We start from the raw sequence: 26,411 nt of genomic DNA on the forward strand, positions 1-26,411 counted from the left end.
CTTCATTACACTGCGATAACGGTTCACTGTATTCCGGACATGACAACACCTTGATTGAGCGATGAAAATTGATGACCCTTGCGTCACGGCTTGATACAACTTGTGTTGTTCTTTTTGGATATAGTTATCGTAAGATTAGCGAAGTAAAAAAGTGCGCGGGAAATGCGCGCTTGCTTCACAACATCAACTTAGAAGTCCTCCAAAATAAAGGAGATCAGGGCATGATCCACGCTGGCAATGCCATTACCGTCCAAATGCTTGAGGACGGAATTGCAGAATTCCGCTTTGACTTACAAGGTGAGTCGGTTAACAAATTCAACCGTGCAACGATTGAAGATTTCAAGGCTGCGATTGACGCAGTTTCCGCTGCTGAAATTCAGGGTTTAATCGTAACTTCAGGCAAGTCTACATTTATTGTAGGTGCTGACATTACTGAATTCGGCGATAACTTTGCTCAAGGCGAACAGGCAATTGTTGACTGGGCACTACCAGTTCATGAAATTTTTAACAGCTTCGAAGACCTGGACATTCCTAAAGTTGCCGCGATTAACGGTATGGCACTGGGTGGTGGTTTCGAGATGTGCTTAGTCTGTGACTACCGTGTGATGTCAGAACAGGCGCAAGTCGGCCTGCCTGAAATCAAACTTGGTATCTTCCCTGGTTTCGGTGGTACGGTTCGTTTAAGCCGTGTGATCGGTATCGACAATGCAGTTGAATGGATGGCCATGGCTACTCCGAAAAAACCGGCTGCTGCACTGAAAGATGGTGCGGTTGATGCGGTTGTGGCTGCAGACAAACTGAAAGATGCTGCAATTGACCTGGTGAAACAGGCAATTCACGGTCGTTTAGACTGGCAAACAAAACGCCAGGAAAAACTGGATCCAATCAAGCTGAACATGCTTGAGCAAATGATGGCGTTCAATACGGCGAAAGGTGCGGTTCTTGCAAAAGCAAACCCTGCTCAATACCCAGCGCCTAAACTATTGCTTGATTCTCTTCAGGCAGGTGCAAGCTTACACCGTGATGAAGCGTTAAAAGTTGAAGCTCAAGGCTTTGCGAAAGCTGCAGTGACTCCACAAGCGGGTGCGTTAATCGGTCTGTTCCTGAACGACCAGGTGGTGAAGAAAACTTCTAAGAAATATGAACAAGGTGCACATCCAGTGAACCAGGCTGCCGTTCTAGGTGCGGGTATCATGGGTGGTGGTATTGCTTACCAGGCGGCAAGCAAAGGCACTCCAATCATCATGAAAGACATCGGTAACCAGCAACTTGCACTGGGTATGTCTGAAGCGAACAAACTGCTGACCAAGCAAGTTGAACGCAAGAAGATGAAACCAGCGCAAATGGGTGAAACCCTTGCTCGCATCCGTCCTACTTTAAGCTATGACGAGTTTAAAGAAGTCGACATCGTGATCGAAGCGGTAACCGAAAACCCGAAAGTGAAGGGTATCGTACTGAAAGAAACTGAATCTAAAGTACGTGAAAACACGATCATTGCGTCAAACACCTCTACGATTTCAATCACGCGTCTGGCTGAAAATCTGGAACGTCCAGAGAACTTCGTGGGTATGCACTTCTTTAACCCGGTACACATGATGCCATTGGTGGAAGTGATTCGTGGTGAGAAGACTTCTGCTGAAGCGATTGCAACGACTGTTGTTCTTGCTCAGAAAATGGGTAAAACACCAATCGTAGTGAATGACTGCCCGGGCTTCCTGGTAAACCGCGTACTGTTCCCTTACTTCGGTGCATTTGACCTGTTACTGAAAGATGGTGCTGACTTCCAGCAAATCGACAAAGTGATGGAAAAATTCGGCTGGCCTATGGGCCCTGCTTACCTGATGGACGTGGTCGGTATCGATACTGGCGTTCACGGTGCAGAAGTCATGGCTGAAGGCTTCCCGGATCGTATGAAACCTGATTTCAAAGGTTCAATCCAAGTGATGTACGAAAACAACCGTCTGGGTCAAAAGAATGATGTTGGTTTCTACAAATACGAACTTGACCGTAAAGGCAAAAAAGCCAAAGTGGTTGATCCAACTGCATACGAGCTTGTGGCATCTGTTGCAACTGCTGAAAAACGTGAATTTGATCCTCAAGAGATCATTGACCGTATGATGCTGGCTTTCTGTAACGAAACTGTTCGTTGCCTGGAAGACAACATTGTTGCAACTCCGGCTGAAGCAGATATGGCGATGATCATGGGTGTAGGCTTCCCTCCATTCCGTGGCGGTCCATGCCGTTATATCGACCAGACTGGTGTAGCTGAGTATGTTGCGCTTTGCGACAAATACGCACACTTAGGTAAGGCTTATGAAGCGCCACAAATGTTGCGTGACATGGCTGCTAACAACAAAAAATTCTACGGTTAAGGAGCAACGTGAATGGCTACTTTAAATCCACGTGACGTTGTCATCGTTGATGGCGTACGTTCAGCAATGGGTAAAACCAAAAATGGTATGTTCCGCAATGTACGTGCTGACAGCCTTTCTGCTGAACTTGTACGTGCACTTATTGCTCGTAACCAGTTTGATGTCAACGAAGTTGAAGATGTGATCTGGGGCTGTGTCAACCAAACCCTAGAACAAGGCATGAACATCGGTCGTAACATCGCGTTATTGGCTGATCTTCCTAAGACTGTTGCAGGTCAAACCGTAAACCGTCTGTGTGGTTCTTCGATGCAAGCAATCCACACTGCTGCTGCACAAATCATGACAGGTCAAGGCGACGTGTTCATTATTGGTGGTGTTGAGCATATGGGTCACGTTGGTATGATGCACGGCATCGACTTGAACCCTGAAGCATCTAAGCACTATGCAAAAGCGTCTAACATGATGGGCTTAACGGCTGAAATGTTGGGCCGTATGAACGGCATTACCCGTGAAGAACAAGATGCGTTTGGTGTTGAATCTCACCGCCGTGCTTGGGCTGCAACACAGGAAGGTCGTTTCAAAAACGAAATCATCGGTATTGAAGGTCATGATGCCAACGGCTTTAAACAGCTTTGCGACATCGACGAAGTGATCCGTCCTGATGCAAACCTTGAAGCGTTCAAAGCGTTACGTCCAGTGTTCGATCCAAAAGGCGGTTCTGTAACTGCTGCAACTTCATCAGCATTGTCTGATGGTGCGTCTGCAATGTTATTGATGTCTGCTGAACGTGCGCAATCTCTTGGTCTTAAGCCACGTGCTGTAATCCGCTCTATGGCGGTTGCAGGCTGTGATGCTGCGATCATGGGCTTTGGTCCTGTTCCTGCAACGCAAAAAGCATTGAAACGTGCTGGTCTTAAAATTGAAGACATGCAAACCATCGAGTTGAACGAAGCATTTGCTGCACAAGGCTTGTCAGTTCTTAAAGGTTTAGGTCTTTATGAAAAACAAGACATCGTAAACTTGAACGGTGGTGCGATTGCACTTGGTCACCCATTGGGTTGTTCTGGTGCGCGTATCACGACTACGCTTCTCAACGTCATGGAGCAACAAGATACGCAAATCGGTCTTGCAACGATGTGTATTGGTCTTGGTCAAGGGATCGCGACAATCATCGAACGTGTTTAATTCTTAAATACGTCGATCAAAAAATCCTCGCTTTATGCGGGGATTTTTTATGTCTATTTTTTCTTATAAAACTTTGTAAAATTAAAATTTCTTATTTATGATAAAGCTGTATATAAACTATAAACTTAAAAATAACCATGAAAAAATATTTAATATTAACAACGCTCAGTCTGAGCCTCGTGGGATGTGCGAGTACACCTAAAGCACCTCAATCTGATTATTTTTCCCAAGTGCAAAAAGAATTTCGTACTACACCTGTTGCCCTGACTACAGATGCCTGCTTATTGCGTAAAGAAGTCGGCAATAGTCATATTTTACTCGAACCATCCAATCGAACTGCCGCAGCGATTAGCCAAGAACTCATACAGCAGCTCAACCGTAATGAAGTCAAAGTCACACAAAACTTGCAACAACTGCACTGCGGTTTCTTTGAAAAGAAAGTTATTCAAACCTATAAAAAACGCCAAAACCTAGATGCTAAACCTGAAGATTTAGCGGTTTATCCTGTGCTAGCAGCCAATCAACCTAAACTGACCGATGAGCAAGGCTATAGCTTGCAATTGCTGCATCAAAAAACCTTTAAAGTCGGTGTGGGTCGTTATAATTTCAGCAATAACTATCAGCCTGTTGATATTGAGATCACAGAGCGTCAACTTGCAGAACTAAAACCGCTACTTGGCACATCCAAAGTACTTGTATTACAAGTTTTAGGACAACAGCCATCGGTTGGTAACCGCATTGGCAATATTGCCGGCAGTCTCGCGCTTGCAGCAGTCACCATGGGTGCTGTCACCACAGGTGATCCAATCCCGCAAGAAGGACAATATTACTTGTTGTCTTATGTCGATTTAGACAAGAAACAGGTGCTTTGGTCAAAACAGCAGAAATTTGATGGCAAACTTTATCAAAATGGCGCTGTCAGCCTGCAAGTTCCCTATATGCTCAAGCCTTTAGCACTGTAATTGCACTAAGAGACGTCATTCAATCAATTGGTGACGTCTCACACTCTCATGAAACCGCACAATAAAATCTTGCTTCAGCCGCCTAAAAAATCTATTCCGCTTTGGGTGAAATGGAGTCTAGCGATTGCATGTACCCTATTTGGATTATGGTGGCTGTATTATTTTATGGACCAAAATGATTTGGTCTATCAACCCTATTTCCCCTCGACCTTGAGTATGTATGTGCATCACGGCATCGCGTGGCTCAGTGCGATTAGCGTATTCATGGTCTTTATCGTGATTTTTTTATCGGCAAGCTATGAATGGCTACTGCATTATCGCCGGCAAAAGATCATTCAATTCAGCTTAGGCAGTTTTTTAGTGGTGTCAGGGTTTGGTCTTGCCTTGTTTTTTGCGAGTATCACCAAAACTATGGTGTATAGCGCATGCCATGCGATGGCGAGTCAATGGGCACTCTATGTGGGTACACCAATAACGAAACAATCCATGCTACATGCTCGCCAAACAGTCAATTCAAGCTATCAACAGCATATTCAGCTCAAACGTGGCAAGGTCATGGTATGGATCATTGATCCGGTCAGCTACACACTTAACCTACAACTCCACTTTGACCAAAAAACATATCAGCTCGATCCCTTTTGTTATAGCGGTAGCAAAGGTGCTCCACGCTTACATACGTCTCAGTTTAAAATGAGCGGAATTGAATCCTTCCTCGGTTTTCGCTGCACCTCCGGCTGTGAACTGTATTCATATTTCACCACCTCAGATTTAACCGCGCTTGTTGCATCAAACTTCAACACTTGCCGAAAAATTTATTCGCAGCAACCTTCCCTGAAATAGCACAATAAATGTTATCCCTTTGTAAATTTAGTTGAATATTCAACCAATAAAAACTTATCCCTCAGCCACTTATATTTGGCAGGCGTATCATAGCCCCACATTTCTCTCCTTTATTTTATGGGGTTACGCATGAAAATGCTTAAAACACTTCTAGCAACTGCAATCGTTGCAACTTCAGCTTCTGCTATGGCTTCTGCAACAGTTTCTCCTGTTGCTGCAATGAAAGAACAAGCAAAAACGGTTGCCGCTCAAACTGCTCAACAAGCAACCGCGCCTGCACAAGCAAAAGTAGCGACTGCGACTGTTAAAGCACAAGACTCTGCTGCCAAAGCTACTGCTGAGAAACAAGCGGCTGTCGCTAAAGTAGAAGCAACTCAACAACAAGCTGCTCAAACTAAAGAAGCAGCAAAAATTGAAGCGGCTCAAAAAGTAGAAGCTGCAAAAGCTGCACCTGCAGATATGAAAAAAGTAGCGGATTCTAAAGTAGAAGCCGTGAAAACTGATGCAGCTGTAAAAACTGCTGAAGTAAAAGAAGCCACTGTAGCCAAAGCTGAAGAAGTAAAAGCTGCAGCAGCTCAACCAGCAGAAGCAGTAAAAGCAGCACCTGCCGAAGCAGCTGTAAAAGCCGAGAAAAAAGGGTGGTTCTCTTGGTTTAAAAAATCTGCTTAAGATATTTTAAATCCATCAAAAAAAAGATGTCCGAGTGACATCTTTTTTTATTTTTAGCGCTCTCTGATTTAAAGCCAAAAATCTAAAAACTGTATAAATCTCTTATTCGACTTTTTGGGCTAGCATGGTCGCAAAATGCTGCTTGATCCGGTTGCCCTGTTCATCTACACGGTGTAATTCACCTACATTTTCATTATATTTCACCAGATTCCAACCTTCATAATAGGTACTGAGCTGCCCCGGCTTAAAACTAAACGGAAAGTCTGACTGTACCGGAATATCATCGGTATCCATCGCACAGACAATCAGGTTATAACCGCCCGGCACTGTCGCCTGCTGCATCTGTGCAATAAGAGGTGGAATGGTATCGGCCTGTAGGAACATCATCACTACCGTACAGCAGATAAAGTCATATTGGCCCTGAATACTGGGGTCAAGATTTAAATCCCGTTGCTGAACCTGAATATTCTCGATTTTTTCGGCCTGAATGATCTGTCTCAAGGTTTGCAGACTATTTTCATTCACATCCCAGGCACCAACTTCAAAACCGTTCTGACTCAAATACAGCGAATTGCGGCCTGAACCACAACCGACATCCAGCGCACGACCACCCTTTAAATACGGCATAGCTGCCAAAATTTCTGAATGGGTCGGGCTTAGCTGATATTTCTTAGTGAAGTAATCCTCAGGTTTGCAGTAAAAACGTAGCTGACATTCTGCATCTTCATTGGCAGAAATAATCTTATGCCATACCTGTGGCTCAATGAACGGTGGTTGCTGCTCTGGCGTAAATACATGTTCAGACTGTATATGACCTGACTGATCCAGCATGGCAAAATGCAGCTCACCTTTAAGAACGGTCAGCTTTGCCCAAGTGCCTGCTTTGGTATTGTGTGGCTGCTTGAACCCTTGTGGGATAGCTTGCTGCGTCCAGACCGGAAATTCTTTATAACATTTCAATTGTTGCATAAAAGATTGTGCTCCCTCTTCTCGCTTTCCGTCTGCAAGCATGCTTCTGGATATTCATTTTTCTCAAGCATAGCTGGTTCTATTACAGATGAGAACTGGTACATCTTTGATGTAAGCAATGCAGTAAGACTGATTCTGACAGGAAAACATCATACAATTTAGGGCATAAGAAGCCATAAGATCTTTATGCTTAGAGTTTGTTCTCTGCTTCTTTAAGTGCCTGCTGATCGACTTGAGTCATTTGCTGGTTGAGCTGCACTATTTCCTGATATAGCTTATTGAATTGCTTTAAGGGTGCATCTTCATAGAACATAAAGGTCTGATTTTTCTTTTCCCATTTATTGTTTTTCAGCACCAGAAATAACTGGTCTGCTTTGGCCAGACTCTGTTTTTCAATTTCAAAAATTGCATGGGCATTATCCTGCTGCTGATTGGCTTTCAGATTATCTGCCAGCTGCTGACGATAGCGATTTTTAATATCCAGCTGTTTCACCTGCTCTAACTGCTGGGTTGCCCGCTGCTGAATTGTCTGTTCATAGCTATCGACAATTTCATGCACGCGCTTCAGCATGGCTTCAGTTTCTTTATAGTCTTGAGCCTGATCTTTGGCTAAGCGGTCAATGTCCAGAAAACGATCCCAGTTCGCTGCTTTGAGGTCACGTAAATACTGATTACGAGCCTCGGCACGATCACGCATCTGACCCAGAATAAACTGGGCCATTACGGCATAATCCCCGTCCAGACGATCATCTTCCAGATCAATCTGAATCGGTTTAGACCAATCCTGTGCCTGTTGCAAAATAGATCCAGTTTTTTCTTCCAGTACCGTTTCATATTCCTGCAAATCGGCCTGCTGTTTCTGCTCTACAGAATTTTGATAAAATAACCAGATCAAAATTGCCAGTACCACTCCAGCGATAATCATAAAAACACGGGGCATCTACACGCTCCAGGTCTGTCATCCAGATCTTGTTGATTTTTTACACTATGCTTATTTTTCCAGCATAATTCAAGACATAGAGCTTTTCACATTTGTGAACGTGCTTCCTCAATACTGAAAAAATGAATCCAGTAAAAAGCCTGAAGAAAGGAAATAAGTTTTCAGACTTCCTTTCTTCATGACGTGATCTGGCTATACCGAAACTGACTGACCTGATCAGCCTGACCCATCGGATTGTGTGCTAGCGCGAACCAAAAGGCAGACTAAGCTCAAGTCGATTTGGATCAAACTGTTCCAGGACGATCTGTACATTGGTGGCATTCCGGTCAATACCGAAAGGTTGCAGAATTACATAGATTCCATTTCTTGGATCTGAGGACTGCAAGCCTTGTGCTACTGCCAGTACATATTCCCGGAATACAGTAGGCAGACTGTCCAGATCTGGATTAGGCGCTGCCGCTCCCATGTCAATATTTGTAACGACATCACCATCGACACTATAAGCCTGGATATCGCGTTCAATTTTCATCAGGCGCATCTGCAAAGCCTTACGCTGGCTGGCACCTTCCTGATAAGGCGTAATTTCCGTTACAGCACGCATTTCAGGCTCTGCCATGACAGTTAAGGTGGGAAGTATGGTTGCTTCAGAATGAGCAGGAGCTGCATGACTCAATACAGGGAGAGTAAAAGCAGTACAGGTCAGCATCAGGCCCAAGCTTTGAATGGATTTTAGGAGATTCATCTTATTACCCCTCGGTTGGAAAAGGGAAAGCGTCAGATTAAATCTTACAAGTAATACAGCTTCTTATTGTTAAGTTTGATAAACGGTCAATCGAATCCATTACACCCTCATAAAGCCAACCAGCAAATCAGAAACAAAGCTCCTAAAAAATATAAATGAATCAGAAGTTAAATTTAAAAAAGCAAAAATCCCCGATTTGCGGGGATTGATTTGTATTACTGACTCGTCCTTTTAAGGAGATCTTGGAAATTGCGCTACAGGAGATGGATTATTGTAGTTTTCTAATAAGCCCAGATTTACCTTGTCTAGATTGATCTGTAATTGAAGGCCACGCCCTGGCTGCATGCTGCTGCTACGATCGATCCCGACATTCTCCAGCAGTGTATACAGTCCCTGGGTTGGATCACTGGATTGTAAGCCTTGGGCAATGGTCATCACATACTGTTGCAGTGCAGGTGACAGTAAACTCAAATCTGGAGCTTGGGTCGGCTTGATATCGAGGTTTGCCAGCACATTTGGATTGACCATGAAATTTTCTGCATCTTTGGTTCCCCGGATTACCTGATGCTGCAAGGCAAGACGATTGGCTTCATTCTCAATAAATGGGACATAGCCAGTCTCATTACTCATTTCAGGTTCAGCCATAATGGTCATCGTCGGCAAGGTAAGCACCGGTTTCTGTTCTTCCGCATGCACTGCTATGCTCAATGTACCTAACAGAATCCCAAATAAAGATGTTTTTAGACTATTCATGGGCTTTCCCCTACTTCAAATTTCACAACCTGAATGCCTTCACCGGTTGCTAAAGTCTGTATTTAATTTAATTATCTATTAGATTACCTTGATTATTTAGAGAACTCATTCTTGCTCAGATGAATGGCAAAATAAGTTAATTCTTAGGCTGAATCAAAAATCACAGGCGAAAAAAAACCTCAAACAATGTTTGAGGTTTTTTCGAATATGGTGGCGAGACCCAGGATCGAACTGGGGACACACGGATTTTCAATCCGTTGCTCTACCAACTGAGCTATCACGCCGATGCGGTGTATTAAGCCGTATCTAGACACATTAGTCAATCGAAATTATGAAAAAAAAGATTGAGTGTCTGAATTTTGGCCTAAAAAAAATCCCTGATGGGATCAGGGATTGAAAACTTTAAAATCGTTTTGAATATGGTGGCGAGACCCAGGATCGAACTGGGGACACACGGATTTTCAATCCGTTGCTCTACCAACTGAGCTATCACGCCGATGTCGCGTATTAAACAGTTTCAGCTCTTAATCGTCAAGTACATAACGTATAAAAATCATCAAATGTTTACTTTTCCATCGATTTGCATGTTTATACAGCAATATTTTTCAATATTCTCAGCAAATACCTGACTAATAAAACAAATTGAATCCGGTATTTACAAAAAAAGCAGCCCGAAGGCTGCTTGAAATTTATCTGTATTTAAATTTTTTCAAGATTTGCCAGACAGCGGTGAATGGCTCCACATCCCGGTACGAATGCTTTTACTCCTTTTTCCTCTTCCATGCGGCATGCCTCACTCACCAGCCTTTCTGCAACCCCGCGTCCACGGTTGGCCGGATGCACCACAATATTTTCCAGGGTTCGGCTTTCGCCTTGTCCCGTGCACCAGATGGCACCGATGATTTTGGTGTTAAATTCTGCGGTATAAAGTAAGGTATACTGTGCAAGGTTTTGCTCTAGATGTTCAATGGCATCTGCCCCATCACTAAATTCAGGGCTAGTGTCATACAGTCGCTCAAGCTGGCTGCGCACTTCGTCGTTTTCTAGAGAAGTATAAGCATGTACGGTAATAGGCATTGATAAACCCTCCTGAGCAATCTAATATGCGGTGACGTCGTCACGGCGAAAATATTTTCTACATCAATCATTTTGACGTATTTGAGGAACGTGTCTATGACAGATCGTATCAGTGAAGTGGTAAGAAATACCAACGAAACCAAAATTCGAGTTCGTTTGAACCTCGATGGTACTGGTCAAGGCACTTTAAACACTGGTATTCCATTTTTAGATCATATGATTGATCAAATCAAGCGACATGGTCTGTTCGATATTGATATTCATTGTGATGGAGATCTGGAAATTGATGACCATCATACCGTAGAAGACTGTGGTATTACCTTAGGTCAAGCGTTCGCTCAGGCTTTGGGTGATAAAAAGGGCCTACGTCGTTATGGACACTTCTATGCGCCGCTTGATGAATCTTTAAGCCGTGTGGTGGTGGATCTGTCTGGCCGTCCAGGTCTGTTCATGGACATTCCATTTACCCGCGCCATGATTGGCCGTTTTGATGTAGACCTGTTCTCTGAGTTTTTCCAGGGCTTTGTCAACCACTCACTGATAACTGTGCACATTGATAACCTGAAAGGTAAAAACAGTCACCACCAGATCGAAAGTGTATTTAAGGCGTTTGCCCGTGCACTGCGTATGGCATGTGAAGTTGATCCACGTGCTGCGAATACTGTTGCTTCAACCAAAGGTACCTTGTAATGACCCGTATTGCCCTTCTTGACTATGGCATGGGAAACCTACACTCAGCAGCCAAAGCACTTGAACACGTCGGTGCAACGGTAGATGTAACCAATGATCCAAAACTGATCGCCCAAGCCGATAAAATCGTTTTTCCGGGTGTGGGTGCAATGCGTGACTGTATGCAAGGCATGCATGAAGCCGGAATTGATGAAGTCGTGCGTAATGCCGTGTTCAACAAACCGGTATTGGCGATCTGTGTCGGTATGCAGGCCTTGATGCAACGCTCTGAAGAAAATGGCGGTGCTGATGCACTGGGTATTTTTGCAGGTGAAGTCAAACACTTCCCGGAAATGGCGGGTTTAAAAGTGCCGCATATGGGCTGGAACCAGGTACATCAGGCCGATCCAAGCCATCCGATGTGGAAAGACATTGCTCAGGATGCCCGTTTCTATTTCGTGCACAGTTACTATGTGGAACCCCAAGATCCAAGCATCGTGGCAGCAACCTGTAACTATGGTATTGATTTCTGTACTGCCCTGCATCAAGACAACCTGTTTGCGACCCAGTTCCATCCGGAAAAGAGCCATACTGCAGGCCTTCAATTGCTAAAAAACTTTGTGGATTGGAATATCTAATCCAATACATTCAAAAAGCTCGCATCATGCGGGCTTTTTTTATCGGCTACAGCTTAAAATTTTATTTTTGAAAAATAATTCACATCCAAACTTCCTTCTCTAAGGTATGCTCTATTCAACCTGAATATTCATCAATGGAAGATGCTTTAATCATGGATACCCAACTTAATGATATTCTGCCGAGTAAAGAGGCAATAGCGACTTTTCCACCTTTTCAAAATATCGCGCCTGAAAATATTGTGGTGATTAACAGTATTCAGCAATGTGAAGCTCTACGCGAAGAACTTGAGCAGATCGCGGTCTTTGGTCTGGACACTGAGTCCAAACCGACCTTCAAGGTCGGTGAAGTGTCCACTGGTCCGCATCTGATTCAGCTGTCCACTCTGGAAAAGGCCTACCTGTTTCAAATGAATACTGCCATTTGGGATTTTCTGAAACCGATTTTTGCCAATCGTGACCAGATTAAAGTTGGTTTTGGCCTGAAAAATGATGCGCATCTCTTCCGTAAAAGAGGCATTGAGCTGAACAGTGTGATTGAACTGTCAAAGTGCTTTGGTGCATTCGGCATTAAAAATCCTCTTGGACTAAAAAATGCGATGGCTTTGCTATTTCAGGTGAATTTTCCTAAATCGAAACGGGTTACGACATCGAACTGGGCGAAAAAACATCTCAGTCAGGCACAGATTGAATATGCGGCTGCAGATGCCTATGCACCTTTACTGGTCTTTGAAGAATTGCTGCACCGTGGCTTGGGTCCCAAGGAAGTTCCCAATACTTCACTAAAATTGAAAATTCGCCCGCATTCAAAAATTTGAACGAACAAAAGATAAGTTTTCTAGCGAAATATCATTTTGATATCAGACTCCCTCAGGAGTATTGGAATAAATAAAAAAATTGAAGAATAAAATCCTGTCATTCCAGCATATCTTCAGACAGGTTTTCTTTTTTCATACCGTTTAAGAGTTAGAAATTTCGACTTTATTTGCTAAGATGAACTCACTGTAATTCATTCTAAAGATTGAGCAAGGAGCGAAAGCATGCTGATCATCCCTGCAATTGACCTGAAAGATGGCAAATGTGTCCGTTTAAAACAAGGTCGTATGGAAGACGATACCGTATTTTCTGACGATCCGGTGGCAACAGCACAGCATTGGGTAAATGAAGGCGCTCGCCGCTTGCATTTAGTAGATTTAAATGGTGCTTTCGCAGGTACACCTATTCATAAGCCAGTGGTAGAAGCCATTGCCAAATCACAGCCAGAATTGCCTATCCAGATTGGTGGCGGGATCCGCTCACTGGAAACTATCGAGCATTATCTGGAAGCAGGTGTATCTTTTGTGATTATTGGTACAAAAGCAGTGCAAAATCCTGAATTTGTAGAAGAAGCATGCAAAAAATTTGCAGGCCATATTATTGTGGGTATCGATGCCATGAACGGCATGGTGGCAACGGATGGCTGGGCGAATGTGACTGATGTAAAAGCGACTGATCTGGCAAAACGTTTTGCGGATGCAGGCGTGTCTAGTATTGTTTATACCGATATTGCTCGTGATGGCATGATGCAGGGTGTCAACATCGAACAAACCGTACATCTGGCACAATATTCAGGTCTGCCTGTGATTGCTTCAGGTGGCGTAACCAATATGGATGATGTACGTAACCTGAAAGATCAGCCTGGCATTTTAGGTGCGATTACCGGTCGTGCGATCTATGAAGGCACTTTAAATCTGCGTGAAGCACAATTATTGCTGGATGAACAAGAAGCGCTATAATAGCATCTGCTGAAAAAGAGGTCTGTGGACCTCTTTTTTTATTGTTCAATTTTTTGATCCTCTCTCCCATGTCGACATCTGTTTCCCAAACACCCTCTACCTGGAGGACGAAAGTTCCTCAACTTGCTCTGATCCTGATTACCATCATCTGGGGTGGCAGTTTTATTACCGTACAATATGGCCTGAATTTCAGTAGTCCGGTGATCTTTGTCGGGTTACGCTTTGCAGCGGCGGCAATTGCCGTAACTGTGCTGTCCCTGAAGCACTTGAAAGGCATGACACTTAAAGAAGTGGCAGCGGGCGCCATCATTGGGGCTGTGATTGCGATCGGTTATGGAACACAAACGGTGGGTCTGCAAACGATTAGTAGCAGTGAATCGGCCTTTCTGACTGCGCTGTATGTTCCCTTAGTGCCTCTACTGCTGTGGCTGCTATTTCGTAAGAAACCGCATTTCATGACCTGGGTCGGTGCCCTGTTTGCCTTTCTCGGTCTGATCTTTTTAACCGGTAATGGCTTTGGTGCCATCCAGCTGAATTTTGGTCAGGCGCTGACTTTACTTGGTTCAATTGCCATTGCGCTTGAGATTATTTTTATCAGTCATTTTGCTCCGAAGGTGAATACCCGGCGTGTCACCGTGCTACAACTCATTTTTGCCTCGCTATTTTGTTTTCTGATAGCACCGATACTGGGTGAATCTCAGCTACCTGACTTTCACTGGCATCTGGCAGGTATTTTGGTCGGTCTCGGTATTGCCAGTGCCTGTATTCAGTTGGTAATGAACTGGGCACAGGAAATGGTAGATCCTTCTCAAGCTGCGATCATTTATGCGGGTGAACCGATCTGGGCAAGTTTATTTGGACGTATGGCGGGAGAACGTTTGCCTGCGCTGGCACTTCTAGGCGGATTGATGGTGGTACTTGGGGTGATTGCCAGTGAGTGGAAACCAAAGTTTTTCAGAAAAGAAAAAATAGAAGAGTTGAAGGAAGATCTTTCCTAAGCTTATGAACTCCCCCTCTTAGAAAAGGGGGAGTTTTTTATCTAGAGAAATATAGCTAATCTTATTTGGTATACATCGGTCGATTGTCATTCAGACGCATAATGCCGCGAATCGCGCGATAGACAATCCAGATCCAGGAAACAAAAACCACAACCAGACAGAAAGTGGATGCGCCAAAAGCGACGCCCGCAAACAGGTCCGGATCTTCATGGGTAAAGAACAGGAATAGGAATGGCACAAAGGCTACAATATTCCAGAACAGATACCACCAGAAACTGCGGATTTGCCAGGTAAAGTGGCTTTCAAAAATCGAACCTCGTACATCCGAGCGCTTCACATAGTTAATAATCAGTGCAATCACTGCCAGCAAGCCACCACTAAAAATGGCCACGATATATAAGATATAAAGAATCAGGGTTAGCGTGCGATTTGAGTCTTTATCAATTGAATAGTTCATCTACGCTCCTGTGGTTATTTCTAGATATTCAGGCTGTTGAAGGGAGAAATCAGCCATATAATCAAAATGATGTTAAAAGCTATAGTACAAAAATAAATTTGCCGGAAGGGTTGTTTTTGTGTTTTATGCCGTAATTTTTGCTGTGCCAGCCAGGCTGCCGGCCATCCTCCCAGAAAAGCCACCAGATGCAGGGTGTTTTCCGGAATACGGCGATTGCCCAGTTGTGCCGCTTCCTTATCCTGGGCATACAGCCAGTAACTAAGGACATTCATCAGGCTCACCAGCAACAGGATCATTCCACTCAACAAGCCGGCTAAACTTAGTCCCGCTAATACCAGAATATAGGCCACAGAAGCAACCTGCATCGGCTGTAGTCTTTCTGGCTGACTTCGGCCTGATGTTTTAGTTTTTGTTTTTGCAGTTTTGGTTTGCGATGCTTTCAGGTACATAACCTGCTGGGCACGATAGCGTCCCTGCTCATCCAGAATCACCAGATAATCCAGCGCACAACCAACAATTGGCCGTGGACCGGGACGGGCAAAATCCTTGATATGCAAAAACACGCGATCTTTGGCCGGATCATTAGGCTGAATAAAGCCATAGCCTTTGTCATCAAACCATTCCACTAAACGTCCCTGATCGCGCATTTTGCCTGTTCCTGTTTATTCTAAATTTAAGCTGTCACGAATTTTAAACGTTCAATCAGCATGTTACGCATCTCTTCCGGATTTTTTTGCAGAATATCTTCACCGGTGCGGCCTTCAGCAGCATTTTTCTGTGCCACCTGTAAACGCATCATCCAGAAACGGCCCGCAGCCATCGCCAGGTAAAGCTCCAGACATGATTTTTCATCTGCAGTTAAAGGACGAACAGTTTCATAGGCTTTTAAAAAGGCATTGGCCTTTTCTTCATTTAAGGTGACTTCCGGATAATTGGTACAGAAGTCATTTAAAGTAATCGCAATATCAAACAGGAATTCATCTTTATTCAGCTCATAAAAGTCCAGAATTCCTTTCAGCTGATCACCCTCAAACAGGGTATTGTCACGAAACAGATCCGAATGGATAAAGCCACGTGGACGATCCGGATATACTGCGGTTAAAGCTTCATACAAGCCCAGAAGTTTACCCAGTAAGACTTTATCTGCTGCGTTCAGACTCGGTTTAATTTCCTGTGCTACGTTATACCAGTAGGCATGGTCACGGACAAAGGCACGCTCAAGTTTAAAATCTTTCAGTGCGACATGCATTTTGGCCTGAGCAATGGCAATCGCTTCCGCCTGCGCAACGGTAGATGGCATCGGATGCTCGCCCATCATGCGTGGTGCAATTTGTGCCGGCTTATTTTTTAGCGTATGAATGGCTTTGCCTGAGTGGGATAAAGGCACCGGTACGGCCAGACCTGCCTGACCCAGATGCTGCAAGACCGGCACCAGTTCTCCAGCGGCCTGTTCATCCATATCTTCAAAAACAGTCAGCACATATTGCTGGTTTTCGCAGACCAGAAAATAGTTCGTATTCTGGATACCTCCTTGAATGGGAATCAGATCAATCACCTCAAGTCCATAAGGTGCTGCAAAATCCTGAACTTCCTTTAAAGTCAAAGTGGTATAAACCGACATAGAAAACCTGCGAAAAAACTTACATATTTTTGCTAGAATACCGTTTCCATCTACCAAGGTGTAGCGCTTGCGTGGGTGAGTTTCATAATCGGCTGTAATAATTGGAAAAATTTATGCTAGCTAAACGTATTATTCCTTGTCTGGACGTCGACAACGGTCGCGTAGTCAAGGGTGTTCAGTTCCTTGATATTCGTGATGCGGGTGACCCGGTAGAAGTGGCACGCCGTTATAATGAACAAGGTGCCGATGAAATTACTTTCCTTGATATTACCGCTACACATCATGGACGCGACACCACTTACCGTACCGTTGAGCGTATGGCTGAATCTGTATTCGTACCGCTTACTGTAGGCGGTGGCGTGCGTAAAGTGGAAGATATTCGTCTACTGTTAAATGCAGGTGCAGATAAAGTCAGTATTAACTCGGCAGCAGTCTTCAATCCTGAGTTTGTACAGGAAGCCTCACAGCGTTTTGGCGCGCAATGTATCGTGGTAGCGATTGATGCCAAAAAAACTGGCGAGAATAAATGGGAAATCTTTACCCACGGCGGACGCAAACCGACCGGCATTGATGCCCTGGAATGGGCAGAGAAAATGGCCAGCTATGGCGCAGGCGAACTGTTAATTACCTCTATGGATGCCGATGGCACCAAAGCAGGTTATGACATTCCACTCATGCGTGCCATTAATGACCGTGTGACTGTACCGACGATTGCTTCAGGTGGCGTAGGCAACTTGCAGCATCTGGCTGACGGGATTATCCATGGTGGTGCCGATGCAGTACTTGCCGCCTCTATTTTCCACTTTGGCCAACATACCATTCCTGAAGCCAAGGCTTATCTAGCTGCTCAAGGCATTGAAATGCGTCTTTAAACGACAGCCTTCAAATGAAAAAGAGCGTGAATATCACGCTCTTTTTTTATGCATTATTCTTAGAAATCATTTAAATTCTGGACAAAAAAAAGGAGTCTTGCGACTCCCTATAAAAACCAAGAAGAACTACAGCACTTGGTATCTTTGACATTTACAATATAACTCAATCTGTATGCAGGTTGATAAGACTTTCAATCATCAACAGACGCAAATATAGGTGAAATCCTGAGCACAATATTGACAATATATGCAGAATTTATTGACAAATCACGACAGGGCTAACCAAAGTGAGAAATAGTTAACATTTTATGTGGCAGATTACTCGAAATTTAAGTTATTTAATCACGATCTTTAGCCCATTTAGCCGGGAAATAACGCTGGGTTAAGTGGGTTAAGCGCGTAGAGATCTGTTCCGGCAACGCAATACCAAGAGGATTTTTTTCCTGTAAATCTGCTGAAGAAATCACCCGAGTTCCCATCAAATAATCAAACCAGGGCTTGGTCACGCACCAGTTGGCATCCTGGTTACTGTTCATATGGTGATCATAATGCCAGGGAATTTTTTTTCTGGCCCATTCTGGTTGCAGATGTGCCCGCCGATGCATATAAAAATAATTGCCTGCACTATATAGCGTGGCCAGAAACATGCCCTTGGACAAGGGATAAAAAGCCAGCCCGAATACGCTTGCTGCGACGGCCAGTGAACCGATTTCATTGCGGATTCGCCAGTTTTTCAAACCTTCCACATAGGCATAATCAGAAAATCTGGTCTTGCGAACTTCACGATGATGTTCCCAATGTGAACGCATGCTGTCCGGCACTGGGCTATAACGTGTCTGCCCTGCCCGATGCGTACCATGCAGTACATATTTATGCGCAAACCATTCAAAGCCATTGGCTACGACGAGTCCTGCCAGAAAACCTTTCCACATGATCTTTTACCTCTTGGTCTATTTTTCAATATAGGCTAAGTAAAAGACTAGATATTGACCAAAATATTCAATATGATTGACAAAATACGACAAAATAAAAGAATTAAAAAATGCTGGTTCTAAAAAACTACGTAGGCTCGATATACGGTGGTTTAGGACATTTACTTTTGGACTATTATCAGCTGAAACAGCTCGAAGTCCCTGAGAAATTATTGGCCATTCAAAATCTGGAACGCTTTGATTTTACTCTGTGGCGTGATCTGCTGACGACACTTGATCAACAGCTGCAGCGCCCGGCTTTGGGCCTGGAAATTGCGCAACTGGTCGAGACTAAACATCTCGGGATTATCGGTTATCTGGCACTTTCCAGTGACACGCTGGGTGAAGCCTTCATGCGCTATCATGACTACCATCGCCTGATCTATGATGGTAGCCCGCTACAAATCCAGGGGCAAGGAGATCATCTTTCGATTGCCTGGGGTGAGGTTCCTTTTAAGATGAGTACGCAACTGACCGATGAAATCGCGATTGCACTCATGATCGAATTTATTAAATCGAATATTCTGGATAATAATCATCTGCATCTGCATGAAGTGCATTTTCAGCATCCAACACCCAAAAATATAGCATTGTATGAACAGTATTTCCGCTGCAAGGTTCGTTTCGGTCAAGCCAAGACTCAAGTCCTGATGCCGGTCAGCGAGCTGTCTACGCCTTTAAAACAGGGTGATCAGACCCTACAAAAGCTTCTGAAACAACAAGCTGAAGCTTTACTGGAAAAATTCCCCAATTCCACCCAGGTTGACCAGCAGTTACAGCAGGCGATTCTGGTGGGCCTGCAAAAAAACCAGTTCCAGATCGAGCATATAGCCAAACAGATGAATTTTTCCGTGCGTCAGTTACAACGCCATTTGCAGAAACAGGGCAAAACCTATCAGCAACGTATGCAGGAAATCCGCTGCATGATGGCCATGCAATACCTGAAAGATCCTCATCTGAGTCTGCAGGAAATCAGCATGCTGCTTGGCTATTCTGAGCAGAGCGCATTTCAGCGTGCCTTCAAGCAATGGACAGCTCAGACCCCACAACAATGGCGCTCAGAATATCTGGAAACTCAAGTGCAGGAAAAATTTCTGGACTATCCTGCTACCGCAGAGATTAATGTCCCATATCAGATTTAAAAATTTGAATAAAATAAAAAAGCTCCTCATCCAAGGAGCTTTTTTCTAGCCGGAATAGTGTTTTTAAGAAATTTCTATAAAAATGGATTTTCAATTTCATCCGCATCATTGCGTTCAATTTTTTCTGGCAGATCCGGTGTTTCTTCGAGCTGCTGCACAATATCATTTAACAGTGCCTGCAAGACTTTGGCTGCCTTGAGACCAGCCTGGTCTTTGGTAATTTGCAGATTGCCATACAGACTGACACAGTCCAGATCATTCTCAACTGTCAGATCATGAATCGCATGGGATTCGGTTCCATTTTCAAATGCTTTAAACATTAATTCCTACTCTGTTTTATTATTTTTACTCACCTGTCTTCAGCATGCTACCTGAAGCCTGCTTTTTACAGCAAGCTCCTTTTCACTATTTCAGCAGCTGCAGGATGTATTGCAACAAGGCCTCAATCAGCTGTTTAACAATCGTGTCCTGGGTATCATGATCGATCCCGTTCTTATTAACTGATGAGCTGGTATTGCTTGTACTGGCTGAACTTGAGGCTAACGGCTTGAACTCACGCTGCAGTTTTTCCAGATCTTCTTTCGGCACGTCTTCAGCACACTGGCTTTCTGCATCCCAATTCGAATAAGCAATTTTCTGGTTGGCCTTCACAGCATTTGCAGTCAGTGGCAGATGATAGGTATTGCGTTTCTGTTCTTCAGTTAACTGAGGAAACAGGTTAATGCCAAGCTGCTCTTCCAAATAGCAGACACTGACAATGCGAACCTTGAGCGAGTTATCATTAGGAGCATAGTAGGCACCAATGGCACCAGTTTTCGGCATGTAGATCGCTTTATACACGGCAGTTGGTACAATTACACCCTTGCCAATAGTTTTCAGCTTTTTGGCAGCAAAGACTGGCCCGGTCACTACATACACGTCCTGCTTCTGCTTGGTCACAATTGCCCGGGTTGCTTCTTCCAGCTCACGCCAGACCTGCTGATTGTTCTTTGGTGCCTGCGGGACCATATTGGCCAGCGAGAAACTGTCAGACTGTGAAGCTTTATTTGGCATGTCTGCATTTGGCGCCATATGGCCTCGGTCATAGCCTGACCCCCGGTAGTCAGCCAAAGTCGCACGATGAGCTGCATTCAGTCGTGTTTCTTCATGGAAGTTGTCTTCACGTGGAATTTTCTGGCTCAGACGCTTCGGTGTTAATGCCTCCGCCACCCACAGTGGCGTTTTGGATACACCAGAATAACCCACATTAAAGCCATTAAAACACAGTGAATAACTGTCTTTTTTCAGGCTGTCTTTCATCAGGTAAGGCGGGATGTCCCGGTAAAACTGTTCCAGACAGCTCGAATTCGATGTAGAAGGCAGCGAAATCCACTGACTGATTTTTTCCTGGCCAAACGCAATCGCAAAACTCCCGGAAGCGACCATTGCCAGGATCACTTTCACGCTATTTTCATTAAAAAACTGAAAAACTGAATTCTTCGACTTACGCTGCTTCTTTGCCATGCTACACGTGCTTTTAAGATCAAAATCGGGGGTTTTGCGAGCTTAACAAGCCATGTATATGAAGTATATCTTACCCTCTTTATTTGCCTAATAATTACACAATCTACCCCTATATTCTTAAATCTTGTAACAAAGTGTCGTTTTTTTAGTGAGCTTTCAGCGCGGTTTTTTGACCTTTAAGTAGCTTTGATTGTGACCTCGTCTTGAGTGTGCAAAGCTATTTGACTACTCAAATTACGTACAATTATTAGCAATGGAGTTAATTTATGAATTCCAAACTATCTAAGTTATTAGGTCTCGGAATATTTACAAGTGTGATCAGTGCCGGCGCATTCGCTGAGCCTCCTGTACAAGCGGGTGAAACACTTGAAAGCTTGTCTAAAGCTAAAATTAGTACCACTGTAAATGGTCAGCAAGCTTCACTTGAAAGCCTGGTGAACTCTGGACAGATTCGTCTGGTAAACCAGCCAATGTCTGCACCTGCTCAGCCAGGCCAGCAGCCACAACAATCAATGCCAAATCAGCCAATGCCAACACCAGGCATGCCTGATGCACCTGTTGCACAACCCGAAATGCCGGATACCAATCCAGCTCCAGCCAATCTTGAGTCTGAACCAGCAGCCCCTGCTACAGAACAGGAAATGACTATGGGTGAAGCTGTAGAGCAACCTGCTCTTGAAGAACAGCAAGCTGCTGCACCTGAAGCGGCTGCGATGACTGAACAAACTGCAATTGCAGTAGAAGCTGAAGCCGATCCTGCAGTAGATGCACCTTTAAACGCCGCCCCTGAAATGCCGGCTGAGACAGAAGCAACAGAACAATAATTTGTTATAAAGCTTTCTCAATTCTCTCCCCTAAAAAAACCAGAGCCTTGCTCTGGTTTTTTTATTTTTACATCTCGATCTGGCTACCCAGCTCCACTACCCGGTTAGTCGGAATCTGGTAGAAGTCGCTGACTGGACTGGTATTACGCTGCATGGAAACAAACAATTTTTCCCGCCAGGGTGCCATTCCCTCTCCCACCGTATGCATAATCCTTTCCCGGGAGATAAAGAAACTGATCTGCATCAGGTCATATTCAAAACCCCATTCTGCATACGCATGCTGCAATGCTTCCGGGATATTAGGCTGATCCTTAAACCCGTAATACATTGTCACTCGATAAAAATGCTCACTGAGTTTTTCTAGTTTAATCCGTTCTTCATCACCGACAAAAGGAATATCCCGGGTAATGACTGTTACTAGAATATTGCGCTCATGTAGCACCTTGTTGTGTTTGATATTGTGCAACATCGCATGCGGCACAATGGTCGGAGTTCCGGTCAGGAAAATCGCTTCACCCGGCACAAACTTGGTGCCTCCACCGATTGAAATACTCTTAATAAACAGGTCAATTGGTAGCGCATCTTTTTCCAGACGGTTCAGAACCAGTGCACGACCATCTTTCCAGGTCATCAGAATCGTAAATAATGCCGCCCCGAGCAGAATCGGCACCCAGCCACCTGATGCAATTTTTAAAGACGTTGAGGCTACAAAAACCAGATCCAGCATCAGGAATGGTGTGGCAAATAACACCACTTTCCAGATTGGCCAGCGCCAGAAACCATAAGCCAGAATGCTGATTAAAATGGTTCCACAGAGCATGGTCATGGTGACTGCGACCCCATAAGCACTTGCCAGCCGGGCGCTATTTTCAAAGAGCAAAATCAGAATCACTACGGAAATAAACAGCATCCAGTTAATGAATGGCAGATAGATCTGACCACGTTCTTCGGCTGATGTGTGCTTTACGCTCAGACGCGGTAAATAGCGCAGTTGAATGGCCTGATTCACCATGGAGAACACCCCGGTAATCACCGCCTGTGAGGCGATCACAGCAGCTGCTGTCGCCAGACCAATCATTGGATATAAGCCCCATTCCGGAAGCAGCATATAGAAAGGATTTTCCAGTGCTTCAGGACGGCGCAGCAATAATGCCCCCTGTCCGGCATAATTCAGTAACAAACATGGCAATACGATAATGAACCAGGCTAGACGAATCGGCAGACGACCAAAATGCCCCATATCGGCATAAATGGCTTCACCACCAGTCATGGTCAAAATCACGGCCCCCATGGTTAAAAAGGCCACAAAAGGCTGATCGACCACAAAATGATAGGCCCAGTATGGATTCACCATGGCCAGTACTGTCGGGGTCTGGATGATACTCCACAAACCAAAACCACCAATTGACAGGAACCAGAGTAAAGTCAGTGGACCAAAAAATTTACCCATGGTTCCGGTACCATGACGTTGTACCAGAAAGAGTCCTGCAATAATCCCGATCGATAAAGGTTCTAACCATTGATTAAACACAGGTGTGGCAATACTCAGCCCTTCAATCGCAGATAACACAGAAATTGCCGGGGTAATAATTCCGTCACCAAAAAACAGCGATGCCCCAATAAAGCCAAGCGCAATCAGGTAAATTTTCTTGTCATCAGAAATACGTGTGGTTCGCAAGTTGAGGGCCAGCAAGGACATGATTCCGCCCTCACCGTTGTTATCGGCACGCATGATGATGGTGACGTATTTAAAGCTCACTGTCAGCATGATGCACCAGAAGATCAAGGACAAAATACCTAACACCGAAGCTTCACTAATGGCAAGGTGCGACGTCAGAAAACATTGGCGTAGTGCATACAATGGACTGGTTCCAATATCTCCAAAAACAACCCCAAGCGCAGCCAGCGTAATTACCGGGAGAGCTGCTTTCTGTGCAGTGCTTTGCATATATCGTCTTCGTTTTTAACAAGCATTTTTGCGAATCATAGCACTGCGCTCAAAGTTTTTCCGCAAATCAATTGTTTCAAGCTTGGCAGACTGGCTTTTTTTCTATATCATCCACGGCCATGGTGAGGTGTCCGAGTGGCTGAAGGAGCACGCCTGGAAAGTGTGTATACGTTTATAGCGTATCGAGGGTTCGAATCCCTCTCTCACCGCCAAATTCGACTTTTACGGTAGTTCACCGTAGTGCAAAAGGCTTGATCCTAAAGGGGTTGAGCCTTTTTTGTTGCCTAAATTATGAGGTGATGTATTAAAAATAAAAGAATAACCATACAAGTTACATAAATGATGCCGGATGGCTGTTGAATGACACTGAGGAATATTCGAGCATGATCTTATCTTGGTAAAAAATGATGGATCGCTATGAAAGATGATGAAAAGCCCCTAAATTTTGATGATGATAACGAGCCTCTGGATTTCGAAGATGAAGAGTTCACTGACGATAAAAAAGAGGACGAAATGTACAACCCGATTACTAAGGATGGATCAAGTGTAGATCCTGCAGATGATGGCACACGTCATCTTCGTCCTGAAGATGGTGATCCGCTAGAAGTCGAGCCTTAAGCCCTAGCCCAATTTTATATTGGGCTTTTTTTATAGTCTAAAACCCTAAAAGTGAGCATCTTGGATAGATGAATTGAAAAAGGATAATTCATTTTACTGGTTATTTTTGAGATGAGTATTGCTTGCCTTTTCTTTTGATAGATTTAAAGATGTGAAGATATAGGCTGGGATATATTGAAATAAATTCTCTGGATAAAACCATGATATATCCATTTTTATTACTTTCTTAACTTTATGTTCTTCTTTTAGTTTATTTATATGATGGAGACTAAAACTGGCATAAAAATAGCTTAATTTAATTGTCATCATCGCTATGTTATGGTGGAATCAAAACAGGATAAAAGGAGAATAAAAACCAAAAGATAGAAAACGTTATTGCTTGAGTCTTCCTTATTTGGGTTAGAAAAAAGTGGAAACACTGCTATTCGGAGAGTGGACATGAATAACAGCGCAAACTACATGAAACAGATCAAAAATGCCAAACGCGGCGGTTATACCCCAACCATTGCCAAAGACGTCAACAAACATAAGATTCAAAAAGCCCTAAAACTAATTGAACAGTGGAGAAGTCTCGCTCAAGAACTCAAACCTCAAATGCAGTTTGATATGGCCTTTACTTTAGAGGAATGCGCACAAGACCTGGATCGGATACTCAAAAGCAGATAATTCCCTTTTAACTCACTCATAATAGATTTTAAATATCAACCCCTTATCCTTGCCCATATCACTGATATGGGCAATTTCATGATTTAAATGTAGATGCCTGAGTGAAGATGCTTCAATGATCAGCAATAAAAAATTGGTTATAAGATTGAACGGTTATTTTTTGGCTTGCGCCCTTAAGAAAAATCTGTAAAATGCACTCCACAACGCCGGCATAGCTCAGTTGGTAGAGCAACTGACTTGTAATCAGTAGGTCCACAGTTCGAATCCGTGTGCCGGCACCATTTTCTTAGCCTCGCTTTTTAGTGAGGCTTTGATGTTTCTGGGCTTGGTATTTTTATATAGCTGTGCTTTTGCCTTGAATACTCAGATCGCCTGCGCTGTCACCTGTACATATCGCACGATCCCATCCTGATATAACTTCTGGCAAAGCTTTGCCGTCATCCGGATTTTAAACTGATCCAGTCTTTTGCCTTTTTGTTTCAATTTCTTTGAATTTAAATTCTGATTTACATAATCAGCAAAACCTGAAAATACCGCTTCGGACAGATCTTCAATCTGAATATTCTTAAATTCAAAATTTTCCAGACAATGATAAAGCTCATTTTCCGACATCAGGTTTTTTAAATCGACATCGGCGGATTTCAGCAGAAACTGATATTTACGCTTTTGCAGCGCATTCAAGCTGTCCCATTTTTCCGACAAGATCAGATGATGAAAGCCAATCCGTGCATTGGCGTTCAATACACTGCGTACCTGGTCTAGAAGTTCGGGAACGGCACTATGATAGGCAGCATCCAGACACAGCACCACATCAAAGCGCTGGGAAAAATGCATGTCTTTTAAACGCAGGAAAGAAGCCGGATAGATGGCATTGAGATCAGGTAAATGCTGTTGAATATTCGCCACACAAGCTGGCTGAAGTTCCACACCGGCCAGATATTGCACCTGATAGTATTGCTGCCAGTGCAACAGACTGGCACCTTGGCCACAGCCCAGATCCAGCAATTTATCCTTTGAATTTAAACCGACCGTTTCTGCCAAATGGTCGGCCAAAGTTTGACAGGCAGCTACATAATCCTGCTGCCCTGCCCACCAATAACCCAGATTGCTCCAGGGCAACTGTGACTGATCTCCCAGCAACGATGCATCAATTGCATATTTATGTTGAGGAAGACGCTGACGAAGTGCCTGAAACCATTGCAT

The 26,411-nt window shown here is 44.0% G+C and carries 28 protein-coding genes and 4 tRNA genes; 17 read left to right on the top strand and 15 right to left on the bottom strand.

Features of this window, described 5'->3' with window-relative positions:
* Nucleotides 1–221 precede the first annotated feature (221 nt).
* The 5 genes from fadB to AC4MCC_RS13415 all read left to right on the top strand — a co-directional run bounded on the left by fadB (nucleotide 222) and on the right by AC4MCC_RS13415 (nucleotide 6,028).
* On the top strand, nucleotides 222–2,372 hold the full coding sequence (gene fadB / locus AC4MCC_RS13395; RefSeq protein WP_491885440.1) for a fatty acid oxidation complex subunit alpha FadB: 2,151 nt from the start codon (nucleotides 222–224) through the stop codon (nucleotides 2,370–2,372).
* Between the two features lie 12 nt (nucleotides 2,373–2,384).
* Nucleotides 2,385–3,557 carry an acetyl-CoA C-acyltransferase FadA gene (gene fadA / locus AC4MCC_RS13400; protein WP_491885441.1) on the top strand — a complete coding sequence of 391 codons (1,173 nt, stop codon included), beginning with the start codon at nucleotides 2,385–2,387 and terminating at the stop codon, nucleotides 3,555–3,557.
* A gap of 137 nt (nucleotides 3,558–3,694) precedes the next feature.
* Nucleotides 3,695–4,519, top strand: coding sequence for a hypothetical protein (locus tag AC4MCC_RS13405; RefSeq protein WP_419365806.1), 825 nt, complete (start codon nucleotides 3,695–3,697; stop codon nucleotides 4,517–4,519).
* A 48-nt stretch (nucleotides 4,520–4,567) separates the two neighbouring features.
* Entirely contained in the window at nucleotides 4,568–5,359 is a 792-nt protein-coding gene (locus AC4MCC_RS13410; protein ID WP_419365805.1) for a hypothetical protein, read from the top strand.
* Nucleotides 5,360–5,488: 129 nt separating this feature from the next.
* A complete protein-coding gene (locus tag AC4MCC_RS13415; RefSeq protein WP_491885442.1) occupies nucleotides 5,489–6,028 on the top strand; it encodes a hypothetical protein in 540 nt (179 codons plus the stop codon).
* 102 nt (nucleotides 6,029–6,130) lie between these two features.
* On the opposite strand, the gene tehB is transcribed toward AC4MCC_RS13415, so the two are convergent.
* The 7 genes from tehB to AC4MCC_RS13450 all read right to left on the bottom strand — a co-directional run bounded on the left by tehB (nucleotide 6,131) and on the right by AC4MCC_RS13450 (nucleotide 10,509).
* Entirely contained in the window at nucleotides 6,131–6,997 is an 867-nt protein-coding gene (gene tehB / locus AC4MCC_RS13420) for an SAM-dependent methyltransferase TehB (protein ID WP_491880501.1), read from the bottom strand.
* A gap of 190 nt (nucleotides 6,998–7,187) precedes the next feature.
* A complete protein-coding gene (locus AC4MCC_RS13425; RefSeq protein ID WP_180002508.1) occupies nucleotides 7,188–7,937 on the bottom strand; it encodes a hypothetical protein in 750 nt (249 codons plus the stop codon).
* Between the two features lie 241 nt (nucleotides 7,938–8,178).
* Nucleotides 8,179–8,679: a hypothetical protein gene (locus tag AC4MCC_RS13430; protein WP_491876273.1), complete on the bottom strand. Its 501-nt coding sequence runs from the start codon at nucleotides 8,677–8,679 to the stop codon at nucleotides 8,179–8,181.
* Between the two features lie 231 nt (nucleotides 8,680–8,910).
* Nucleotides 8,911–9,432, bottom strand: coding sequence for a hypothetical protein (locus AC4MCC_RS13435; RefSeq protein ID WP_491876274.1), 522 nt, complete (start codon nucleotides 9,430–9,432; stop codon nucleotides 8,911–8,913).
* A gap of 208 nt (nucleotides 9,433–9,640) precedes the next feature.
* Nucleotides 9,641–9,716: transfer RNA gene (locus tag AC4MCC_RS13440), tRNA-Phe, on the bottom strand.
* Nucleotides 9,717–9,852: 136 nt separating this feature from the next.
* Nucleotides 9,853–9,928 (bottom strand) — tRNA-Phe (locus tag AC4MCC_RS13445).
* Nucleotides 9,929–10,131: 203 nt separating this feature from the next.
* Nucleotides 10,132–10,509: a GNAT family N-acetyltransferase gene (locus AC4MCC_RS13450; RefSeq protein ID WP_004781604.1), complete on the bottom strand. Its 378-nt coding sequence runs from the start codon at nucleotides 10,507–10,509 to the stop codon at nucleotides 10,132–10,134.
* Nucleotides 10,510–10,605: 96 nt separating this feature from the next.
* Here AC4MCC_RS13450 and hisB point away from each other — a divergent pair, with 96 nt between their 5' ends.
* The 5 genes from hisB (at nucleotide 10,606) to AC4MCC_RS13475 (ending at nucleotide 14,586) form a co-directional block, all read left to right on the top strand.
* On the top strand, nucleotides 10,606–11,199 hold the full coding sequence (hisB, locus tag AC4MCC_RS13455) for an imidazoleglycerol-phosphate dehydratase HisB (protein WP_491876275.1): 594 nt from the start codon (nucleotides 10,606–10,608) through the stop codon (nucleotides 11,197–11,199).
* Nucleotides 11,199–11,816, top strand: coding sequence for an imidazole glycerol phosphate synthase subunit HisH (hisH, locus tag AC4MCC_RS13460; RefSeq protein WP_180104676.1), 618 nt, complete (start codon nucleotides 11,199–11,201; stop codon nucleotides 11,814–11,816). Before hisB ends, hisH begins: the two co-directional genes overlap by 1 nt.
* 152 nt (nucleotides 11,817–11,968) lie before the next feature.
* A complete protein-coding gene (locus AC4MCC_RS13465; protein WP_419375164.1) occupies nucleotides 11,969–12,631 on the top strand; it encodes a 3'-5' exonuclease in 663 nt (220 codons plus the stop codon).
* Between the two features lie 222 nt (nucleotides 12,632–12,853).
* Nucleotides 12,854–13,588, top strand: coding sequence for a 1-(5-phosphoribosyl)-5-[(5-phosphoribosylamino)methylideneamino]imidazole-4-carboxamide isomerase (gene hisA, locus AC4MCC_RS13470; RefSeq protein ID WP_005232592.1), 735 nt, complete (start codon nucleotides 12,854–12,856; stop codon nucleotides 13,586–13,588).
* A gap of 68 nt (nucleotides 13,589–13,656) precedes the next feature.
* Entirely contained in the window at nucleotides 13,657–14,586 is a 930-nt protein-coding gene (locus tag AC4MCC_RS13475; protein ID WP_419365800.1) for a DMT family transporter, read from the top strand.
* Between the two features lie 61 nt (nucleotides 14,587–14,647).
* Here the strand turns inward: AC4MCC_RS13475 and AC4MCC_RS13480 are convergent, their stop codons facing one another.
* From AC4MCC_RS13480 to AC4MCC_RS13490, 3 genes are read right to left on the bottom strand one after another with little or no spacing between them, the layout of a single operon-like run.
* Nucleotides 14,648–15,043 carry a DUF4870 family protein gene (locus AC4MCC_RS13480; protein ID WP_004781593.1) on the bottom strand — a complete coding sequence of 132 codons (396 nt, stop codon included), beginning with the start codon at nucleotides 15,041–15,043 and terminating at the stop codon, nucleotides 14,648–14,650.
* Nucleotides 15,044–15,063: 20 nt separating this feature from the next.
* Nucleotides 15,064–15,690, bottom strand: coding sequence for a DUF1294 domain-containing protein (locus AC4MCC_RS13485; RefSeq protein ID WP_419375163.1), 627 nt, complete (start codon nucleotides 15,688–15,690; stop codon nucleotides 15,064–15,066).
* A gap of 26 nt (nucleotides 15,691–15,716) precedes the next feature.
* The gene (locus AC4MCC_RS13490; protein ID WP_419375162.1) at nucleotides 15,717–16,664 is read right to left on the bottom strand and encodes a homoserine kinase; all 948 of its coding nucleotides are present in this window, start codon (nucleotides 16,662–16,664) and stop codon (nucleotides 15,717–15,719) included.
* A 113-nt stretch (nucleotides 16,665–16,777) separates the two neighbouring features.
* Here AC4MCC_RS13490 and hisF point away from each other — a divergent pair, with 113 nt between their 5' ends.
* Entirely contained in the window at nucleotides 16,778–17,536 is a 759-nt protein-coding gene (gene hisF, locus AC4MCC_RS13495; protein ID WP_004781588.1) for an imidazole glycerol phosphate synthase subunit HisF, read from the top strand.
* A 338-nt stretch (nucleotides 17,537–17,874) separates the two neighbouring features.
* Here the strand turns inward: hisF and AC4MCC_RS13500 are convergent, their stop codons facing one another.
* A complete protein-coding gene (locus AC4MCC_RS13500; RefSeq protein WP_005232599.1) occupies nucleotides 17,875–18,468 on the bottom strand; it encodes a hypothetical protein in 594 nt (197 codons plus the stop codon).
* Nucleotides 18,469–18,578: 110 nt separating this feature from the next.
* Here AC4MCC_RS13500 and AC4MCC_RS13505 point away from each other — a divergent pair, with 110 nt between their 5' ends.
* Nucleotides 18,579–19,649 carry an AraC family transcriptional regulator gene (locus AC4MCC_RS13505; RefSeq protein ID WP_419375161.1) on the top strand — a complete coding sequence of 357 codons (1,071 nt, stop codon included), beginning with the start codon at nucleotides 18,579–18,581 and terminating at the stop codon, nucleotides 19,647–19,649.
* Between the two features lie 74 nt (nucleotides 19,650–19,723).
* On the opposite strand, the gene AC4MCC_RS13510 is transcribed toward AC4MCC_RS13505, so the two are convergent.
* Together AC4MCC_RS13510 and AC4MCC_RS13515 are read right to left on the bottom strand one after the other, a co-directional pair.
* Entirely contained in the window at nucleotides 19,724–19,969 is a 246-nt protein-coding gene (locus AC4MCC_RS13510) for a hypothetical protein (protein ID WP_004781584.1), read from the bottom strand.
* An 85-nt stretch (nucleotides 19,970–20,054) separates the two neighbouring features.
* Nucleotides 20,055–21,152 carry a DNA/RNA non-specific endonuclease gene (locus AC4MCC_RS13515; protein ID WP_419365794.1) on the bottom strand — a complete coding sequence of 366 codons (1,098 nt, stop codon included), beginning with the start codon at nucleotides 21,150–21,152 and terminating at the stop codon, nucleotides 20,055–20,057.
* A gap of 266 nt (nucleotides 21,153–21,418) precedes the next feature.
* Here AC4MCC_RS13515 and AC4MCC_RS13520 point away from each other — a divergent pair, with 266 nt between their 5' ends.
* The gene (locus AC4MCC_RS13520; protein ID WP_419375160.1) at nucleotides 21,419–21,976 is read left to right on the top strand and encodes a hypothetical protein; all 558 of its coding nucleotides are present in this window, start codon (nucleotides 21,419–21,421) and stop codon (nucleotides 21,974–21,976) included.
* Nucleotides 21,977–22,043: 67 nt separating this feature from the next.
* On the opposite strand, the gene AC4MCC_RS13525 is transcribed toward AC4MCC_RS13520, so the two are convergent.
* A complete protein-coding gene (locus tag AC4MCC_RS13525) occupies nucleotides 22,044–23,924 on the bottom strand; it encodes a potassium transporter Kup (protein ID WP_005232606.1) in 1,881 nt (626 codons plus the stop codon).
* A gap of 121 nt (nucleotides 23,925–24,045) precedes the next feature.
* Between AC4MCC_RS13525 and AC4MCC_RS13530 the strand changes: the two genes are divergently transcribed.
* The 4 genes from AC4MCC_RS13530 to AC4MCC_RS13545 all read left to right on the top strand — a co-directional run bounded on the left by AC4MCC_RS13530 (nucleotide 24,046) and on the right by AC4MCC_RS13545 (nucleotide 25,489).
* Nucleotides 24,046–24,136, top strand: a tRNA-Ser gene (locus AC4MCC_RS13530).
* 205 nt (nucleotides 24,137–24,341) lie between these two features.
* A complete protein-coding gene (locus tag AC4MCC_RS13535; RefSeq protein ID WP_004781578.1) occupies nucleotides 24,342–24,542 on the top strand; it encodes a hypothetical protein in 201 nt (66 codons plus the stop codon).
* 438 nt (nucleotides 24,543–24,980) lie between these two features.
* On the top strand, nucleotides 24,981–25,208 hold the full coding sequence (locus tag AC4MCC_RS13540; RefSeq protein ID WP_004781576.1) for a hypothetical protein: 228 nt from the start codon (nucleotides 24,981–24,983) through the stop codon (nucleotides 25,206–25,208).
* Nucleotides 25,209–25,413: 205 nt separating this feature from the next.
* Nucleotides 25,414–25,489: transfer RNA gene (locus AC4MCC_RS13545), tRNA-Thr, on the top strand.
* 82 nt (nucleotides 25,490–25,571) lie between these two features.
* Here the strand turns inward: AC4MCC_RS13545 and AC4MCC_RS13550 are convergent.
* Entirely contained in the window at nucleotides 25,572–26,411 is an 840-nt protein-coding gene (locus AC4MCC_RS13550) for an SAM-dependent methyltransferase (RefSeq protein WP_419375159.1), read from the bottom strand.

This window comes from Acinetobacter sp. CAU_H_56 (assembly GCF_058599425.1).

Excerpts from the sequence above, each read along its gene's own strand:
- AC4MCC_RS13510 (WP_004781584.1), bottom strand. The coding sequence starts at position 19,969 with ATGTTTAAAGCATTTGAAAATGGAACCGAATCCCATGCGATTCATGAT.
- hisH (WP_180104676.1), top strand. The coding sequence starts at position 11,199 with ATGACCCGTATTGCCCTTCTTGACTATGGCATGGGAAACCTACACTCA.
- AC4MCC_RS13415 (WP_491885442.1), top strand. The coding sequence starts at position 5,489 with ATGAAAATGCTTAAAACACTTCTAGCAACTGCAATCGTTGCAACTTCA.
- AC4MCC_RS13485 (WP_419375163.1), bottom strand. The coding sequence starts at position 15,690 with ATGCGCGATCAGGGACGTTTAGTGGAATGGTTTGATGACAAAGGCTAT.
- hisA (WP_005232592.1), top strand. The coding sequence starts at position 12,854 with ATGCTGATCATCCCTGCAATTGACCTGAAAGATGGCAAATGTGTCCGT.
- AC4MCC_RS13405 (WP_419365806.1), top strand. The coding sequence starts at position 3,695 with ATGAAAAAATATTTAATATTAACAACGCTCAGTCTGAGCCTCGTGGGA.
- fadA (WP_491885441.1), top strand. The coding sequence starts at position 2,385 with ATGGCTACTTTAAATCCACGTGACGTTGTCATCGTTGATGGCGTACGT.
- AC4MCC_RS13525 (WP_005232606.1), bottom strand. The coding sequence starts at position 23,924 with ATGCAAAGCACTGCACAGAAAGCAGCTCTCCCGGTAATTACGCTGGCT.
- AC4MCC_RS13480 (WP_004781593.1), bottom strand. The coding sequence starts at position 15,043 with ATGAACTATTCAATTGATAAAGACTCAAATCGCACGCTAACCCTGATT.
- AC4MCC_RS13475 (WP_419365800.1), top strand. The coding sequence starts at position 13,657 with ATGTCGACATCTGTTTCCCAAACACCCTCTACCTGGAGGACGAAAGTT.
- AC4MCC_RS13430 (WP_491876273.1), bottom strand. The coding sequence starts at position 8,679 with ATGAATCTCCTAAAATCCATTCAAAGCTTGGGCCTGATGCTGACCTGT.
- AC4MCC_RS13515 (WP_419365794.1), bottom strand. The coding sequence starts at position 21,152 with ATGGCAAAGAAGCAGCGTAAGTCGAAGAATTCAGTTTTTCAGTTTTTT.
- AC4MCC_RS13410 (WP_419365805.1), top strand. The coding sequence starts at position 4,568 with ATGAAACCGCACAATAAAATCTTGCTTCAGCCGCCTAAAAAATCTATT.
- fadB (WP_491885440.1), top strand. The coding sequence starts at position 222 with ATGATCCACGCTGGCAATGCCATTACCGTCCAAATGCTTGAGGACGGA.
- AC4MCC_RS13435 (WP_491876274.1), bottom strand. The coding sequence starts at position 9,432 with ATGAATAGTCTAAAAACATCTTTATTTGGGATTCTGTTAGGTACATTG.
- AC4MCC_RS13520 (WP_419375160.1), top strand. The coding sequence starts at position 21,419 with ATGAATTCCAAACTATCTAAGTTATTAGGTCTCGGAATATTTACAAGT.
- AC4MCC_RS13500 (WP_005232599.1), bottom strand. The coding sequence starts at position 18,468 with ATGTGGAAAGGTTTTCTGGCAGGACTCGTCGTAGCCAATGGCTTTGAA.
- tehB (WP_491880501.1), bottom strand. The coding sequence starts at position 6,997 with ATGCAACAATTGAAATGTTATAAAGAATTTCCGGTCTGGACGCAGCAA.
- hisB (WP_491876275.1), top strand. The coding sequence starts at position 10,606 with ATGACAGATCGTATCAGTGAAGTGGTAAGAAATACCAACGAAACCAAA.
- AC4MCC_RS13550 (WP_419375159.1), bottom strand. The coding sequence starts at position 26,411 with ATGCAATGGTTTCAGGCACTTCGTCAGCGTCTTCCTCAACATAAATAT.
- AC4MCC_RS13490 (WP_419375162.1), bottom strand. The coding sequence starts at position 16,664 with ATGTCGGTTTATACCACTTTGACTTTAAAGGAAGTTCAGGATTTTGCA.
- AC4MCC_RS13465 (WP_419375164.1), top strand. The coding sequence starts at position 11,969 with ATGGATACCCAACTTAATGATATTCTGCCGAGTAAAGAGGCAATAGCG.
- AC4MCC_RS13425 (WP_180002508.1), bottom strand. The coding sequence starts at position 7,937 with ATGCCCCGTGTTTTTATGATTATCGCTGGAGTGGTACTGGCAATTTTG.
- AC4MCC_RS13450 (WP_004781604.1), bottom strand. The coding sequence starts at position 10,509 with ATGCCTATTACCGTACATGCTTATACTTCTCTAGAAAACGACGAAGTG.
- AC4MCC_RS13505 (WP_419375161.1), top strand. The coding sequence starts at position 18,579 with ATGCTGGTTCTAAAAAACTACGTAGGCTCGATATACGGTGGTTTAGGA.
- AC4MCC_RS13535 (WP_004781578.1), top strand. The coding sequence starts at position 24,342 with ATGAAAGATGATGAAAAGCCCCTAAATTTTGATGATGATAACGAGCCT.
- AC4MCC_RS13540 (WP_004781576.1), top strand. The coding sequence starts at position 24,981 with ATGAATAACAGCGCAAACTACATGAAACAGATCAAAAATGCCAAACGC.
- hisF (WP_004781588.1), top strand. The coding sequence starts at position 16,778 with ATGCTAGCTAAACGTATTATTCCTTGTCTGGACGTCGACAACGGTCGC.